The sequence below is a fragment of the Ornithinimicrobium carbonis genome (assembly GCF_050703245.1).
GTDB lineage: Bacteria > Actinomycetota > Actinomycetes > Actinomycetales > Dermatophilaceae > Ornithinicoccus.
On sequence record NZ_CP192647.1, the window covers coordinates 3670218 to 3685261 of the forward strand.

At 72.3% G+C, this 15044-nt stretch carries 13 protein-coding genes and 2 pseudogenes; 6 read left to right on the plus strand and 9 right to left on the minus strand.

Features of this window, described 5'->3' with window-relative positions; translation table 11 throughout:
* From ACQ95T_RS18380 to ACQ95T_RS18390, 3 genes are read right to left on the minus strand one after another with little or no spacing between them, the layout of a single operon-like run.
* Nucleotides 1-387 carry an alpha amylase C-terminal domain-containing protein gene (locus ACQ95T_RS18380; protein ID WP_431473858.1) on the minus strand — a complete coding sequence of 129 codons (387 nt, stop codon included), beginning with the start codon at nt 385-387 and terminating at the stop codon, nt 1-3.
* Nucleotides 293-727: a hypothetical protein gene (locus ACQ95T_RS18385; protein ID WP_431473924.1), complete on the minus strand. Its 435-nt coding sequence runs from the start codon at nt 725-727 to the stop codon at nt 293-295. Before ACQ95T_RS18385 ends, ACQ95T_RS18380 begins: the two co-directional genes overlap by 95 nt.
* Complete coding sequence (locus ACQ95T_RS18390; protein ID WP_431473253.1) at nt 684-1745, minus strand: alpha-amylase family glycosyl hydrolase; 1062 nt, start codon at nt 1743-1745, stop codon at nt 684-686. The genes ACQ95T_RS18385 and ACQ95T_RS18390 overlap by 44 nt, the downstream gene beginning before the upstream one ends.
* A 187-nt stretch (nt 1746-1932) precedes the next feature.
* On the opposite strand from ACQ95T_RS18390, the gene ACQ95T_RS18395 reads away from it, so the two are divergent.
* Together ACQ95T_RS18395 and ACQ95T_RS18400 are read left to right on the plus strand one after the other, a co-directional pair.
* Nucleotides 1933-2622 (plus strand): YczE/YyaS/YitT family protein, encoded by a 690-nt coding sequence (locus ACQ95T_RS18395; protein ID WP_425942453.1) that lies wholly within the window; start codon nt 1933-1935, stop codon nt 2620-2622.
* 22 nt (nt 2623-2644) lie between these two features.
* Nucleotides 2645-3898 carry a multidrug effflux MFS transporter gene (locus ACQ95T_RS18400; protein ID WP_425942455.1) on the plus strand — a complete coding sequence of 418 codons (1254 nt, stop codon included), beginning with the start codon at nt 2645-2647 and terminating at the stop codon, nt 3896-3898.
* An 85-nt stretch (nt 3899-3983) separates the two neighbouring features.
* Here ACQ95T_RS18400 and ACQ95T_RS18405 read toward each other — a convergent pair whose 3' ends face one another.
* The 5 genes and pseudogenes from ACQ95T_RS18405 to ACQ95T_RS18425 form a co-directional block, all read right to left on the minus strand.
* Nucleotides 3984-4379, minus strand: coding sequence for a formate dehydrogenase subunit delta (locus ACQ95T_RS18405; RefSeq protein WP_431473254.1), 396 nt, complete (start codon nt 4377-4379; stop codon nt 3984-3986).
* Nucleotides 4336-7263 (minus strand): formate dehydrogenase subunit alpha, encoded by a 2928-nt coding sequence (gene fdhF / locus ACQ95T_RS18410; RefSeq protein ID WP_431473255.1) that lies wholly within the window; start codon nt 7261-7263, stop codon nt 4336-4338. The genes ACQ95T_RS18405 and fdhF overlap by 44 nt, the downstream gene beginning before the upstream one ends.
* Nucleotides 7264-7345: 82 nt before the next feature.
* Nucleotides 7346-7621 (minus strand): annotated as a pseudogene (locus ACQ95T_RS18415) (NADH-ubiquinone oxidoreductase-F iron-sulfur binding region domain-containing protein); the annotation flags it as partial.
* Entirely contained in the window at nt 7513-8946 is a 1434-nt protein-coding gene (locus tag ACQ95T_RS18420) for a formate dehydrogenase (protein WP_431473256.1), read from the minus strand. The pseudogene ACQ95T_RS18415 and the gene ACQ95T_RS18420, both read right to left, overlap by 109 nt.
* Nucleotides 8943-9512, minus strand: a complete 570-nt coding sequence (locus ACQ95T_RS18425) for an NAD(P)H-dependent oxidoreductase subunit E (RefSeq protein WP_425942463.1) — start codon at nt 9510-9512, stop codon at nt 8943-8945. The genes ACQ95T_RS18420 and ACQ95T_RS18425 overlap by 4 nt, the downstream gene beginning before the upstream one ends.
* Nucleotides 9513-9601: 89 nt before the next feature.
* On the opposite strand from ACQ95T_RS18425, the gene ACQ95T_RS18430 reads away from it, so the two are divergent.
* From ACQ95T_RS18430 to ACQ95T_RS18445, 4 genes are all read left to right on the plus strand, one after another.
* On the plus strand, nt 9602-10462 hold the full coding sequence (locus ACQ95T_RS18430; protein WP_431473257.1) for an MIP/aquaporin family protein: 861 nt from the start codon (nt 9602-9604) through the stop codon (nt 10460-10462).
* Nucleotides 10463-10534: 72 nt separating this feature from the next.
* The gene (gene fdhA, locus ACQ95T_RS18435) at nt 10535-11749 is read left to right on the plus strand and encodes a formaldehyde dehydrogenase, glutathione-independent (protein WP_425942467.1); all 1215 of its coding nucleotides are present in this window, start codon (nt 10535-10537) and stop codon (nt 11747-11749) included.
* Between the two features lie 163 nt (nt 11750-11912).
* Nucleotides 11913-12347 (plus strand): pyridoxamine 5'-phosphate oxidase family protein, encoded by a 435-nt coding sequence (locus ACQ95T_RS18440; protein WP_425942469.1) that lies wholly within the window; start codon nt 11913-11915, stop codon nt 12345-12347.
* Nucleotides 12320-12979, plus strand: coding sequence for a class I SAM-dependent methyltransferase (locus tag ACQ95T_RS18445; protein WP_425942471.1), 660 nt, complete (start codon nt 12320-12322; stop codon nt 12977-12979). Before ACQ95T_RS18440 ends, ACQ95T_RS18445 begins: the two co-directional genes overlap by 28 nt.
* 26 nt (nt 12980-13005) lie before the next feature.
* Here the strand turns inward: ACQ95T_RS18445 and acs are convergent.
* Nucleotides 13006-14983: pseudogene (gene acs / locus ACQ95T_RS18450) on the minus strand (acetate--CoA ligase).
* Nucleotides 14984-15044 lie beyond the last annotated feature (61 nt).

Sequence of the window (15044 nt, forward strand, 5' to 3'; positions counted from 1 at the left end):
TCAGTCCTCCGGCAGGTAGATCACGCAGGAGTAGGGGCCCAGGTCGAGCACCCCGGTCCCGTGGGAGACCTCCAGGTCGGGGGTGGCGTGGTCGCCGAAGAGCTGGCTGTAGCGGCGTGCGTCGCTGTTGAAGCGCACCCGCCAGCGGCCACCGGGCAGCTTGACCTCGCGCTGCACGGCGTGCGCGGTGAGGTTGAGGGCGACCAGGACGTGCCGGCCGTCGTCGGAGGAGCGGACGTAGGCGATGACGTTGGCGTCGCGTCGAGGGTGACCAGCGTCGTGTTGGGCCCCCTCAACCCGGCCGTCTCGCCGTCGAGGTTGCGGCGCATCCGCACCAGGTCGCGGAAGAGCTGGGTGATGTCCCGGAAGGACCAGGCCCGCTCCCAGTCCAGCGGCACGGTGTCGCGGAACCACTCGTCCTCGAGGAACTCCTGCCCTGGAAGAGCATCGGCATCCCCGGCGCCGTGAGGACCAGGGCAGCCCCCAGGGTGGCCATCTTCTGCGCGTCCCAGCCGGAGGGGTTCTCACCCTGGACCTCGGAGGTGATCCGGGCCTTGCCGTTGGCGACCTCATCGTGGGACTCGGTGTAGATCACCCGGTCGAAGGCGTGGTGGTAGCGGTGCATGACCGCCTTGGCCACCGCCGGGATCGACCGGTGCTCGTCGCCGGGGGCGGTGAGCACCTCACGCACCGGGTGCACGAACTGGTTGTCCCACTGGGCGTGCATCGCCGCCCCGCCCTCCTGGGTGGAGGTGACCGCGGGGATCGTTGTGCAGGTCCTCGGCGATGACGATCCGCCCGGGGAAGTCCGTGCGCACGAGCTCGCCCACCCGCCGCATCATCTCCCAGCCTTCCGGGATGTCCCCGGAGAACCCGTCCACGTGGCGCATGTAGGGCGTCATGTCCAGCCGCAGGCCGTCGACGTGGTAGTCGTGCAGCCACATCCGGGCGTTGTCCAGGATGAAGTCACGCACCTCCTGCCGCCCGTAGTCGGGGCGGGTGTCGCCCCACGGGGTGTTCGAGCGCCAGTCGTTGTAGAAGTAGATCCCGCCCTTGCCGTTCTCGCTCCAGCCGTCGAACTGCCAGGTGGGCAGGTCGCTGGGACCGAAGTGGTTGTAGACCACGTCGACGAGGACCGCGATCCCGCGGCGGTGGGCCTCCTTGACGAACGTCTTGAGGGCGTCCGGCCCGCCGTAGGTGTGCTCCACGGCGAAGATGTGCGCCGGGTTGTAGCCCCAGGAGTAGTCGCCCGCGAACTCCATGAGCGGCATCAGCTCGATCGCGTTGACGCCCAGGCCCACGAGGTAGTCCAGCTTGCCGGTGAGGTCGTGCAGGTCGGCCGGTCCGTCGGCCGCGTCCACGAAGGACCCGATGTGCGTCTCGTAGAGCACCAGCTCGTGCTGGCCGGGGGTCTGGAACTGCTCGTCCCCCTCCCACTCGAAGCGGCCCTGGTCGTAGAGGATGCCGTTGCCGACCGAGTTGGTCACCGCGTAGGCGCGGGGGTCGATCCGGTGGAAGGTGTGCTCGCCGTTGGTCAGCAGCAGCTTGTACTCCTGGCCGTGCTCGGCGCCGGGCACCTCGACGTACCAGTTGCCGTTGCCCTCGGACTCCATCGGGTGCGCCTGCTCGTCCCAGCCGTTGAAGTCGCCGACGACCGCCACGGCCGTCGCGTGCGGGGCCCAGACCCGGAAGGCGAAGCCCCCGTCGACGGCGATGGCACCCATACCGGGGTGGGACGAGCTCACGGAAGACCTCCAGGGCGAGGGGCAGGGACCAGCGACATCGTAGGGGGTGAGGGTCCCGCGGAACGCCCCGCGCCCCGCTCGGGCGGAGTCCTGCGCCCCCTCCGCCGAAGTCCCGCGCCCGCTCCACGGCGGGTCCTGCGCCCGCTCCGGGGCCGACCCGGGGCGGCGCGTGGGGCACACTGCGGGGGTGCGCGACCTTCCCCGCTCCCCCCGTGGACCCGCCCGTCCCCGGCGCGAGCTGGCCGACATCGGACCGATCGAGCAGCTGCGGGCGGGCCGGCTGGCCCCCCGCCTGACCCTGCTGCTGGTGGGGCTGTTCCTCTACGGCGCCTCGATGGCGCTGGTCGTGCGCAGCGTCCTGGGCCTCATCCCCTGGGACGTGCTGCACGTGGGGATCCAGCAGCACGTGCCGCTCTCCTTCGGCACCATCGTCGTGGGCACCTCGGTGCTCGTGCTGCTGGCGTGGATCCCGCTGCGGCAGAAGCCCGGTCTGGGCACGCTGGCCAACGCCTTCCTCATCGGGCCCTCGGCCGACCTCGTGCTCGCCGTCGTCCCGCAGACCGACCACCTCGGCTGGCGGACCGTCCTGCTGCTGGGCGGCATCCTGCTCAACGGCGTGGCCACCGGGATGTACATCGGCTCCCAGTTCGGCCCCGGTCCCCGCGACGGCCTGATGACCGGGCTGGCCCGGGTGAGCGGGCGGTCCATCCGACTGGTCCGCACCGTGCTCGAGGTCTCCGTCGTCGCGGTCGGCTGGCTGCTCGGCGGGATCGTCGGGGTGGGCACCGTGCTCTACGCCGTCCTCATCGGGCCCCTCGCCCAACTGTTCCTGCCGCTCTTCACCGTCGAGCTGCCCGCCCGGGAACCGGCCCGGTGAGGGCCACCGCGGGACCGGGACGGTGAGGCCCGCCGGCCGCGACGACGCGCGCCCCGGACGGACCGGTGGGCCCGACGGGACCGGTGCGGCGCGGCATACCCCCTCGGTGCGGGTCCTGACCCTGACCCTGGCGACGCTGTCGATGATCGGTCCCTTCACGATCGACACGATCTTCCCCGGGTTCGCGCAGATGGGGGCGGACTTCGAGGCCGGCCCGGCGGCGTTGCAGCAGGTGACGAGCGTCTACCTGCTGGCGTTCGCGCTGATGAGCGTCGTGCACGGACCGCTCTCCGACGCGCTCGGCCGGCGTCCGGTCATGCTCGTGGGTCTGGGTGGGTATGTCGTGGCCTCCGCCGCCTGCGCGCTCGCCCCGACCCTGGGCTGGCTGCTCGTGGGCCGCGTGGTCCAGGGCCTGTTCGCCGGTGCTGCGACGATCGTCAGCCGGGCGGTGATCAGGGACCTCTTCGAAGGTGCCGAGGCGCAGCGCCTGATGAGCCAGGTGATGATGATCTTCGCGGCCGCGCCGGCCCTGGCCCCGGTCGTGGGCGGGTGGATCCTGCAGTGGGGCCCGTGGCCGTGGATCTTCTGGTTCGTGGGGGCCTACGGGGTGGGGGCCGCGCTCCTCGTCGTGCTCGTGCTGCCCGAGAGCCTGCCGCCGCAGGACCGGCAGCCGCTGCGGCTGGGGTCGGTCGTCGGGGGGCTGCTGCACGTCGCGCGGTCGTGGGCCTTCCAGCGGCTGGCGCTGGCGGCGGCGTTCGCGATGTCCGGCTACTTCGTCTACGTCGTGGGCGCGCCGATCGTCGTGCTCGACCTGCTGGGTCTGGGCGAGCAGGACTTCTGGGTGCTGTTCGTGCCCCAGATCGGCGGGTTCGTCCTCGGGTCCTGGCTGACCGGCCGACTGGCCGGGCGGGTGCACGAGCGACGGCTGGTGGACGTGGCGATGGGCGGACTGGTGCTGGCGGTCGCCGTGAACGTCCTGATCGCGGCCGTCGCGCCCTCCCTGCCCTGGGCGGTCGTGGGCCCCACGCTCATGGGGGTCGTCATCGGCGTCGTCTTCCCCCTGCTGCAGCTGGAGATGCTGGACCTGTTCCCCCGGCACCGGGGCTCGGCGGCGTCGGTGGCCTCGTTCGCGACGCTGGTGTTCAACGCGCTCCTGGCCGGGGCGATCATCCCGCTGGTGACGGCCTCGCTGCTGACGACGGCCCTGGCCAGCGGGGCGCTGGGGCTGGCGGGGGCCGGGATGTGGCTGTGGCACCGGTCGGTGGAGCGCGCGTGAGGGCCGGGCCCCCGAGGGTCCGCTTCCGTCGGCCAGCCACTCCCCACGTCACCCGCCGGCACTCCCCCCGCGGGCCCTGCCCACGTCATCCGCCGGAGGGCTTGCGCACCTCGGCGGGGTCGATCTCACCCTCGCGCAGCAGCACGACCCCTGCCCGGAGCAGGTCGTCCATCGGCTCGCCGCGGTCGACGCGGGCCAGGATCGTGGCCCGCATGCTGGGGTCCCAGAACTTGCGCAGGTGGGTGGCGATCTCCTCCGCGGCCCGCTCGGGCGGGTGGTGGGCCATCGCCCGGGCGATGTCGTGCCCCATCCGCACGTCGGCCGGCTGGTGCTGACGCTCCTCGGCGTCGACGTCCTCACGGTCGGTGGCCCCTGGTCGGGCACCGGGTCGGCGTCGGTCGGGGCGTCCAGGTCCGGACCGCCCGTCGGCAGCCCGCTCATCGCGACGCCCCGGCCGGCTGGCGGCCGGCAGCGTCCGCACCCAGCTCGTCCTCGGACCGCGCGGCGTTGGCGACGGCGACCTGGACGGCGGTGACCTTGTACTCCGGGCAGTTGGTCGCCCAGTCCGAGTTCTCCGTCGTCACCACGTTGGCACCGGTCACGGGGTGGTGGAAGGTCGTGTAGACCACGCCCGGCTGCATCCGCTCGGACACCTGCGCGGTCAGGGAGGTGGTGCCGACGCGGCTGGACAGCTCCACCCGGTCGCCGGTGCGGATGCCGCGCAGCTCGGCGTCGGAGGGATGGATCTCCAGCACGTCCTCGGGGTGCCACGTGCTGTTGGCCGTGCGCCGCGTCTGGGCACCCACGTTGTACTGCGTGAGGATCCGCCCCGTCGTCAGGATCAGCGGGAAGCGTCGGTTCGTCGTCTCCGTCGTCGGCACGAACACCGTGGGCACCAACCGCCCACGCCCGCGGACGAAGGTCTCCACGTGCATCGTCGGCGTCCCGGTCGGCGACGCGTCGTCCACCGGCCACTGCATGCTGCCCTCGGCGTCGAGCCGGGCGAAGCTCACCCCGGCGAACGTGGGGGTCGTCGCGGCGATCTCGTCCATGATCTGGGCCGGGTCGTCGTAGTGCATCGGGTAGCCCATCGCGGTCGCGATCTCGCAGACGACCTGCCACTCGTCCTTGCCCACCGTCGAGGGCATGATCGGGCGGACCCGGCCCAGGCGTCGTTCGGCGTTGGTGAAGGTGCCGTCCTTCTCCAGGAAGCTGCTGCCCGGGAGGAAGACGTGGGCGTAGCGGGCCGTCTCGTTGAGGAAGAGGTCCTGGACGACGACCAGCTCCATCGAGGTCAGCGCCGCCCGCACGTGCGTCAGGTTGGGGTCGGACTGGGCGATGTCCTCGCCCTGGACGTAGAGGCCCTTGAAGGTCCCGCCGACGGCGGCGTCGAACATGTTGGGGATCCGCAGCCCCGGCTCGGGGTCGAGGTGGACGCCCCACAGGTCCTCGTAGATCGCCCGCACCTCGGGCCGGGAGATGTGCCGATAGCCGGGCAGCTCGTGCGGGAAGGAGCCCATGTCGCAGGAGCCCTGCACGTTGTTCTGCCCGCGCAGCGGGTTGACGCCGACGCCCTTGCGGCCGATGTTGCCGGTGAGCATGGCCAGGTTGGCCAGGCCCATGACCATCGTCGAGCCCTGGCTGTGCTCGGTGACCCCCAGCCCGTAGTAGATCGACCCGTTCGGCGCCGTCGCGTAGAGCCGGGCGGCCGCGCGCAGCTGGTCGGGGTCCAGCCCGGTCGCCTCCGCGGTGGCCTCCGGGGAGTTCTCCGGCCGGCGCGCGAACTCAAGGTAGGGCTCGACGTCCTCGCAGCGCTCGCGCAGGAACTCCTCGTCCGCGAGCCCCTCGGTGACCACGACGTGCGCCATCGCGTTGATGAAGGCCACGTTGGACCCCGGCAGCAGGGGCAGGTGGAAGGCCGCCTCCACGTGCGGGGAGCGCACGAGGTCGATCCGGCGCGGGTCGGCGACGATGATCTGCGCCCCCTGCCGCAGACGCTGCTTGAGGCGCGAGGCGAACACCGGGTGGGCGTCGGTGGGGTTGGCCCCGATGAGCAGGACGACGTCGGTGTGGTCGACCGACTCGAAGTCCTGGGTGCCGGCGGAGGTGCCGAAGGTCTGGTTCAGCCCGTAGCCGGTCGGGCTGTGGCACACCCGGGCGCAGGTGTCGACGTTGTTGTTGCCGAACGCCGCCCGCACCATCTTCTGGACGACGTAGACCTCCTCGTTGGTGCACCTGGAGGAGGAGATCCCCCCGACGGCACCCACGCCATACCGGTCCTGGATGCCCCGGAAGCCCTCGGCGACGCGTCCGACCGCCTCCTCCCAGGAGACCACCCGCCACTCGTCCTCGATCGTGTCGTCGCGCACCATCGGGTGCAGCTGACGGTCCGCGTGGTTGGTGTAGCCGTAGGCGAAGCGCCCCTTGACGCAGGAGTGCCCCTCGTTGGCCCCGCCGGAGCGGGCCGGGACCATCCGCACGACCTCGGGGACGGTCGCGGACCCGTCGGCGTCGCCGCCCGCGCCACCCTCCACCGGCCGGTCCTGGATCTCGGCCCGGAAGGTGCAGCCGACGCCGCAGTAGGCGCAGGTCGTCTCCACCACCCGGGTCGGCATCCCCAGCTTCACCAGCGAGCGCTCGACCAGCGCCTCGGTCGGGCAGGCCTGGACGCACGCGCCGCAGCTGACGCACTCGCTGCCGAGCATGTCCGTCGGCCCGGGGGCGATCCGCGAGCCGAACCCCCGCCCCTCCACCGTGAGGGCGAAGGTGCCCTGGATGTCGGCGCAGGCCCGCACGCAGCGCGAGCACACGATGCAGGCCTGGGGGTCGTAGTCGAAGTAGGGGTTGGACGCGTCGCGGCCCCTCCCCCCGTCGACGTGGTGCGCCAGCCCGGCCCGGGCCATCGCCAGTACGTCAGCCCGCCCGGTCGCGGGGCTGTCGACGAACGCCTCCGTGGTGCCCTCCTGGTCGGCCGGCCCGGGGGTGGTCGGCAGGCCGTAGCGCACCTCGGCGACCCCGGTGCGCCGGGCCAGGTCCTGCAGCTGGCAGGTGCCGCGGGCGCACCCGGGGCAGTCGGTGGGGTGGTCCGACAGGTACAGCTCCATGACGCCCCGGCGCAGCCGCTGCACCTGCTCGGTGCCGGTCCGCACGACCATCCCGTCGGTGCACGGGGTGGTGCACGAGGCGGGCGTGCCCTTCGCCCCGTCCACCTCGACGAGGCACAGCCGGCAGGACCCGAACGCCGACAACGAGTCGGTGGCGCACAGGCTGGGCACGTCGACCCCGGCCTCGCGCGCCGCCCTCAGCACCGAAGTGCCGGCAGGCACCTCGACGTCGCGGTCGTCGACCGTCACCCGGACGGTCACGTCACGTCGGTCTCCACGGCCGGGGTGCCCAGGTCGGGCTCGGGGGCGTAGGCCGTGCCGGCCGGACGGTGCGGGGCGAGGGTCATGGCGCGCTCCTGGTGGTGCTGGCGGCTGCTGCCCCGGCGCGGGCGTCGGGGTCGGTGGCGTCCCCACCACCTCCGGCGGGGGCGAAGTCCTCGGGGAAGTGCTTCAGGGCGCTGCGCACGGGCATGGGCGTCAGGCCGCCCATCGCGCAGAGCGACCCGCTGGTCATCGTGGTGCACAGGTCCTCGAGCAGGACGAGGGCGGCCTCGCGCTCGGCCGGCGGGCCGACCCGGATCCGGTCGATCGTCTCGACGCCACGGGTGGAGCCGATCCGGCAGGGGGTGCACTTGCCGCAGGACTCGGCGGCGCAGAATTCCATCGCGAACCGGGCCATCCGGGCCGCGTCGAAGGTGTCGTCGAAGACCACGATCCCCCCGTGGCCGAGCATCCCGCCGGCCTCGGCCAGCGTCTCGTAGCGGCGGCGGCCACGTCGAGCCCGTCCGCGGGCAGGTAGGCCCCGAGCGGACCACCGATCTGGACGGCCCGCACGGGACGGCCGGAACGGGTGCCGCCGCCGAAGCCCTCGACCAGCTCGCGCAGGTCGGTGCCCAGGTCGGCCTCGACGAGACCGCCGCGGGCGACGTTGCCCGCCAGCTGGAACACCTGGGTGCCGCGGGACCGGCCGTCGCCCGCAGCGGCATACGCCTCCCCGCCGCCGGTGAGGATGGCCGGCACGGCGGCCAGGGTGAGCACGTTGTTGACGACCGTGGGGCACCCCCACAGGCCGGACAGCGCGGGGATCGGGGGCTTGGCGCGGACCTCGCCGCGGCGGCCCTCGATCGACTCCAGCATCGAGGTCTCCTCGCCGCAGATGTAGGCACCGGCACCACGGCGCACGTGGACGGTGAAGGAGCGGCCGCTGCCGAGGACGTCCTCGCCGAGGTAGCCCTCGGCAGTCGCCACCGAGATCGCCTCGCCGAGGATGGCGATGGCGTCGGGGTACTCGCTGCGGACGTAGAGGTAGCCCTCCGTGGCCCCGACGGCGACCGCGGCGATGGCCATCCCCTCGAGCAGGGTGAACGGGTCGGCCTCGGCCACGATCCGGTCGGCGAAGGTCCCCGAGTCCCCCTCGTCGAGGTTGCAGGCCACGAACTTCTGGTCGGCCTGCGCCTCGAGCACGGTCCGCCACTTGATCCCGGTCGGGAACCCGGCGCCGCCCCGGCCGCGCAGCCCGGAGGTGACGACCTCCTCGACGACGTCGGCGGGGTCCATGTCCAGGGCCCGGCGCAGGCCGGCCCAGCCGCCGGCGTCACCGTATGCCGCGATGTCGGTGGGCTCGGCCAGACCCAGCCGGGCGCAGCTCACCCGGTGCTGGGCGGTCAGCCAGGGGTCCTCCGCCACCGGGCCGAGGTGGTCCCCGACGGGGACGCCCTCGAGCATGCCGCCGGAGACCAGCCGGGGGACGTCGGTCGGGGCGACGTTGGCGTAGCCGACCCGGCCGGCGGGTGTCTCCACCTCGACGAGCGGCTCGCGCCACAGCATCCCGCGGGTGCCGTTGCGGCGCACCGTGACCCCTGGCTGCTGGGCGAGCGCGGCGGCGACCTCGTCGGCCCCGACGGCGCGGGCGGAGCTGTCCTTAGGCACCCAGACGATGGTCATGGACGGACCTCCTGGTCGGCGGTCGGCACGGTGACGCCCATCGAGGGCGGCTGGTCGGCGAGCTCCGCGACCAGCTGCTGCACCCCGGACTCGTCGACCCGCCCGTGCAGCACCCCGTCGGCCTCGACGGTGGGACCGAGAGCGCAGTTGCCGAAGCAGAACACCTGGTGCAGCTCGACGTCGGGGCCGACCGCCTGCACCGCCTGCTGCGCGGCGGCATACACCTGCTCCGCCCCGACGGACTGGCAGGCCTCCGCCCTGCAGACGCGGACCGTGTGCGCCGGCGGCGAGGTGCGCCGGAAGTCGTGGTAGAAGCTGACCACCCCATGCACCTCGGCGACCGAGAGGTTGAGCTCGTCGGCCAGCACCCGGACGTCGGCCTCGTCGATCCAGCCGAGGGCGTCCTGCACGTCGTGCAGCACCTCGAGGAGCGGGCCGCGCTCACCCGCCCGTCGCCGGGCCAGATCCCTCGCCGCGTCGGCCCGCGCGCCCTCGGGCACCCGGGCGGGAACGCCGTCCCGGGGCACGTCGCGCCGCCGCCTGCGTCGGCCGTCGGCCTCGTCCACGTCCGCAACCTCCTCGTCGCCGTGTCCTGCCCACTCTAGGTCGCGGGACCGACGTTCTGCGAGGGGTCGACGTCCGCGAGGACACATCCGTGTGTGAGGTGAGCCACTTCGCGGCGTCCGCCCTTGACGGCTCGTCCGGATGCAGGAGTACGTTCGAGAACGAGCACAACCTGTCCTGGCAAGGGAGCCTCATGGAAGGTCGGATCGTTCGTCGGCTCGCGGCGGAGCTCATGGGCACCGCGCTGCTGGTCCTGTTCGGGCCGGGCGCGGTGATCGCCGCCCTGACCATGGGGGACGGCGCACTCACGTTCGCCGACCTGGGCTTCGTCGCGCTGGCCTTCGCCGTGGTGGTCGCGCTGGTCATCTACGCCTTCGGCCCGGTCTCGGGCGCCCACATCAACCCGGCGGTCACGATCGCGCTGGCCGTGGCCAAGCGGTTCCCCTGGGTCGAGGTCGCGCCCTACGTCGCGGCCCAGCTGGTCGGGGCGTTCGTCGGCGGGCTGCTGGTGGTGGCGACCTTCGGGATGAGCGCGGTCGACCTGGGCATGGGAGCCACCGTCCTGGCCGAGGGGGTCCCGGCCTGGCAGGGGATCGTCGCCGAGGCCTTCGGCACCTTCATCCTGCTCCTGGCCATCATGGCTCTGGCCGTGGACCCCCGGGCACCGGCGGGCTGGGCCGGGCTGATGATCGGCCTCGCGGTCGCCCTCGAAATCCTCCTCATCGGCCCGCTCACCGGAGGGTCGGTCAACCCGGCCCGCACCTTCGGCCCCTACCTGACGCTGACGGTGCTCGGCGGGGAGGTGCCATGGGGCCAGTTCTTCGTCTACGTCGTGGGCCCGGTCGCCGGTGCGGTCCTGGCCGTCCTCACCTACGCGTTCGTCTCCCAGGAGCCGGAAGACCGCGTGAGCCGGAGGGGCACGCCCGGTGCCGACGACCTCCCGCAGACCTGACCCCGCCGCACGACGGGCCAGCCCGGCGCCGCCGTGGGGTCGCCCCAGGTTCCACCTAGGAAGGAACACGAAATGACAGGCAACCGAGTCGTGGTCTACAAGAGCCCAGGAGAGGTCGCGGTCGAACCCGTGGACTACCCCCGGCTGGAGCTCCCGGACGACGTCGTCCAGGGACTGGACCTGAAGAAGGAGGCGCCCCACGCGGCGATCCTCAAGCTGGTCACGACCAACATCTGCGGCAGCGACCAGCACATGGTGCGCGGACGCACGACCGCTCCTCCCGGCCAGACGCTCGGCCACGAGATCACGGGCGAGGTCGTCGAGGTCGGCGACGACGTGCTCTTCGTCAAGCCGGGCGACATCTGCTCGGTGCCGTTCAACATCGCCTGCGGGCGCTGCCGGATGTGCAACGAGGGCAAGACGGGCATCTGCCTCAACGTCAACCCCGCCCGCGCCGGCGCCGCCTACGGCTACGTCGACATGGGCGGGTGGATCGGTGGCCAGGCGGAGTACGTCATGGTGCCGTTCGCCGACTTCAACCTGCTGAAGTTCCCGGACCGGGACCAGGCGCTGGAGAAGATCATGGACCTGACCATGCTCTCCGACATCTTCCCGACCGGCTACCACGGCGCCTACACCGCCGGGGTGACGACCGGATCGACGGTGTACGTGGCCGGGGCCGGCCCCGTCGGGCTGGCCGCGGCCTACTCGGCCCAGCTGCTCGGTGCCTCGGTCGTCATCGTCGGGGACATGATCGGCGACCGGCTGCGGCAGGCGGAGAGCTTCGGCTGCGAGACGGTGGACCTCAGCTCCGGCGGCGACCTCGCTGAGATGATCGAGCAGATCACCGGCGAGCCGGAGGTCGACGCCGCGGTCGACGCGGTCGGTTTCGAGGCCCGCGGTCACGGTGAGGGCGCGGAGGAGGCCCCCGCCACGGTGCTCAACGACATGATGACCGTCGCGCGTGCCGGTGCCGGCCTGGGCATCCCGGGCCTCTACGTCACCGGCGACCCCGGCGGCGTCGACGAGAACGCCAAGGTCGGCCAGATCGGGGTCCGCCTCGGGCTGGGCTGGGCCAAGTCGCACTCGTTCACGACGGGCCAGTGCCCGGTCAAGAAGTACAACCGCCAGCTGATGAACCTCATCCTGGCCGACCGGGCGCACATCGCCAAGGCCGTCAACGCGACCCGCATCAGCCTCGACGAGGCGCCCCAGGCGTACCGGGAGTTCGACCAGGGCGCGGCCAAGAAGTACGTCATCGACCCGCACGGCATGGTCCCTGCGTAGTCCACGACACCGGGTGCGGCCCGGCCTCCGGGCCGGGCCGCACCCGTGTCCTCGGACCGGCCCTCCTGGCACCCGTCGGGAGGGCCGGTCCACGACGGCACCCCGCCCCCCGCGAGGATCGTCACCTCACTAGAGTGGGAGGACGAACACACAGGAGGATGAGATGTCCGAGCAGAGGTCGACGCCGATCCTGTCCGAGGACGAGTGCTGGGAGCGGCTGCGCCGCACGGAGTTCGGCCGGATGGCCTTCCACCTGGCGGACGAGGTCCACATCACCCCCCTCAACTACGCCGTCGACGGCGACCGGATCGTCTTCCGCACCGCCGAGGGCTCCAAGCTGCTCGGCGTCGCGATGAACGAGGACGTCGCCTTCGAGGTCGACGAGATCCTCGAGGACGAGGAGCGGGCCTGGAGCGTCATCGCCCGCGGCAAGGCCCGCATCCTGGAGGGGGACGACGCCAGGGACGCCGACAACCTGCGGCTGCGTCCCTGGGTCAGTTCGGCCAAGTTCAACGTCGTGGGCATCAGCGTCGAGGAGGTCAGCGGTCGCGACTTCCACCTCGCGCGGCCGTGGCGGCACATGCTGCCGGAGGACTGATCACCGGCACCGGGCCCTGGAGCGAGCGGGTGCTCCCCCGGGTCGTCGACCTCGTCCTGTCCGAGCGGGTCAGCCGGCGGTGGCGCGAGCGCGTGTGCGCCGAGGCCACCGGCACGGTCCTGGAGATCGGCTTCGGCAGCGGGCTGAACCTGCCGCACTACCGCGCCGGCGTCGAGCGCGTCCTGGCGGCGGAGCCCTCCGACCGGGCCTGGGAGATCGCCGGTCCGCGCATCGAGGACTTCGCACGTCCCGTCGAGCGGGTGAGCACCGACGCGGCCAGCATCCCCCTGCCCGACGGCAGCGTCGACACGGTGGTGTCGACCTGGTCGCTGTGCACCGTCCCCGACGTGCGGGCTGCGCTGGCCGAGGCGCGTCGGGTGCTTCGCCCCGGCGGGACGCTGCGGTTCGTCGAGCACTCCCGGGCGCCGGAGAAGGGCGTGCGGCGGGTGCAGGACGCCATCCAGCCGGTCTGGGGGCCTGTGGCCGGGGGCTGCCACGTCACCCGGGACGTGCCGGGCCTGGTGCGCGCCGCGGGCTTCGAGCTGGTCACGGACGAGGCATACCTGACGCGGTTCCCGCCCGCGCGCCCCTGGGCCTGGTTCGTCGTGGGGACCGGCCGCCCGACCGGCTGACGAAGCCGGCCGGGCGAGCTGGCGGGTCAGTCGCCCTTGTTGAGCCCCGCCGAGATGGCGTTCATCACCGAGGAGTCGGCCAGCGTGGTCACGTCGCCGACCTCCCGGTGCTCCGCGACGTCCTTGAGGAGACGGCGCATGATCTTGCCCGAGCGGGTCTTGGGCAGCTCGGGGACGATCATGATCTGTCGCGGCTTGGCGATCGGGCCGATCTCCTTGGCCACGTGGTTGCGCAGCTCGGCCACCAGGTCCGAGCCCTCGCCCTGCTCGTCGGCCTCCTGGACCGCCTCCTCACGGAGGATGACGAAGGCGCAGATCGCCTGGCCGGTCGTCTCGTCGGCCGCACCGACCACGGCCGCCTCGGCGACCTTGGGGTGGGACACCAGCGCCGACTCGATCTCGGCGGTCGACATCCGGTGGCCGGAGACGTTCATCACGTCGTCGACCCGGCCGAGCACCCAGATGTTGCCGTCCTCGTCCAGCTTGGCGCCGTCACCGGCGAAGTAGACGTTCTCGAACCGGCTCCAGTAGGTCTCCTTGTAGCGCTCCGGGTCGCCCCAGATGCCGCGCAGCATCGCGGGCCAGGGCTCGGTGAGGACGAGGTAGCCGCCGCCGCCCTTCTCGACCTCCTGCCCCATGTCGTCGACCACCTTGGCGACGATGCCCGGGATGGCGTGCTGGGCCGAGCCGGGACGGGTGGGGGTGACGCCCGGCAGCGGGCTGATCATGATCGCGCCGGTCTCGGTCTGCCACCAGGTGTCCACGATCGGGCACCGGTCGCCGCCGATGACTTCGCGGTACCACATCCACGCCTCGGGGTTGATCGGCTCACCGACCGACCCCAGCAGCCGCAGCGAGGACAGGTCGAACTTCGCCGGGATCTCCTTGCCCCACTTCATGAAGGTCCGGATCGCGGTGGGCGCGGTGTAGAGGACGCTGACCTTCTTGTCCTGGACGATCTCCCAGAACCGGCCCTGGTGCGGGGTGTCGGGCGTGCCCTCGTACATCACCTGGGTCGCGCCCAGGGTCATCGGCCCGTAGACGATGTAGGAGTGCCCGGTGACCCAGCCGATGTCGGCGGTGCACCAGTAGACGTCGGACTCGGGGTGGATGTCGTGCACCACCGAGCTCGTGTAGGCCGTCTGCACGACATACCCGCCGGTGGCGTGGAAGATCCCCTTGGGCTTCCCGGTGGTCCCCGAGGTGTAGAGGATGAACAGCGGGTGCTCGGCGTCGAAGGCCTGCGCCTCGTGGGTGTCGGCCGCCTGCTCCAGCTGCTCGTGCCACCACCACAGGTCACGGTCGTCGTTCCACTCCACCTCCTGCTCGGTGCGCCGCACGACGAGGACCTTCTCGACCGGGGACTCCCCGACCGCCAGCGCCGCGTCCACGGCCGGCTTGAGCGCGCCGGGCTTGCCGCGGCGCCACCCGCCGTCGGCGGTGATGACGACCTTGGCGCCGGCGTCGTCGATCCGGCTGTGCAGGGCCTCGGCGGAGAAGCCGCCGAAGACGACCGAGTGCGGCGCCCCCAGGCGCGCGCAGGCCAGCATCGCCACGACCGCCTCGGGGATCATCGGCAGGTAGATCGCGACCGTGTCGCCCTTGCCGATCCCCAGGTCGGCGAGCGCGTTGGCGGCCTTCTGCACCTGCTGGTGCAGGTCGGCGTAGGTGATGTCGCGGGTGTCCCCCGGCTCCCCGACGAAGTGGATGGCCACGCGGTCCCCGTTGCCGGCCTCGACGTGCCGGTCCACCGCGTTGACGCAGGCGTTGAGCGTGCCCCCCGACGAACCACTTGGCGAACGGTGCCTGCGACCAGTCGAGCACCTGGTCGAAGTCCTGCTCCCAGGTGACGTACTTCCGCGCCTGCTCGGCCCAGAAGCCCTCCCGGTCGGCGGACGCCTGCTCGTAGAGCTCGCTCCTGCCGTTGGCGGCGGCCGCGAACTCCTCGCTCGGCGGGAAGGTGCGCTCCTCGTGCAACAGGTTGGACAGTCCTTCTTCGGACATAGGTGCCTCCTTGCTCTGGGCTGCGTGCTCCCGAGTATGCCGTTCCTGCGCCGGTGGCGCG

Excerpts from the sequence above, each read along its gene's own strand:
- ACQ95T_RS18385 (WP_431473924.1), bottom strand. The coding sequence starts at position 727 with ATGCACGCCCAGTGGGACAACCAGTTCGTGCACCCGGTGCGTGAGGTG.
- ACQ95T_RS18440 (WP_425942469.1), top strand. The coding sequence starts at position 11,913 with ATGTCCGAGCAGAGGTCGACGCCGATCCTGTCCGAGGACGAGTGCTGG.
- ACQ95T_RS18420 (WP_431473256.1), bottom strand. The coding sequence starts at position 8,946 with ATGACCATCGTCTGGGTGCCTAAGGACAGCTCCGCCCGCGCCGTCGGG.
- fdhA (WP_425942467.1), top strand. The coding sequence starts at position 10,535 with ATGACAGGCAACCGAGTCGTGGTCTACAAGAGCCCAGGAGAGGTCGCG.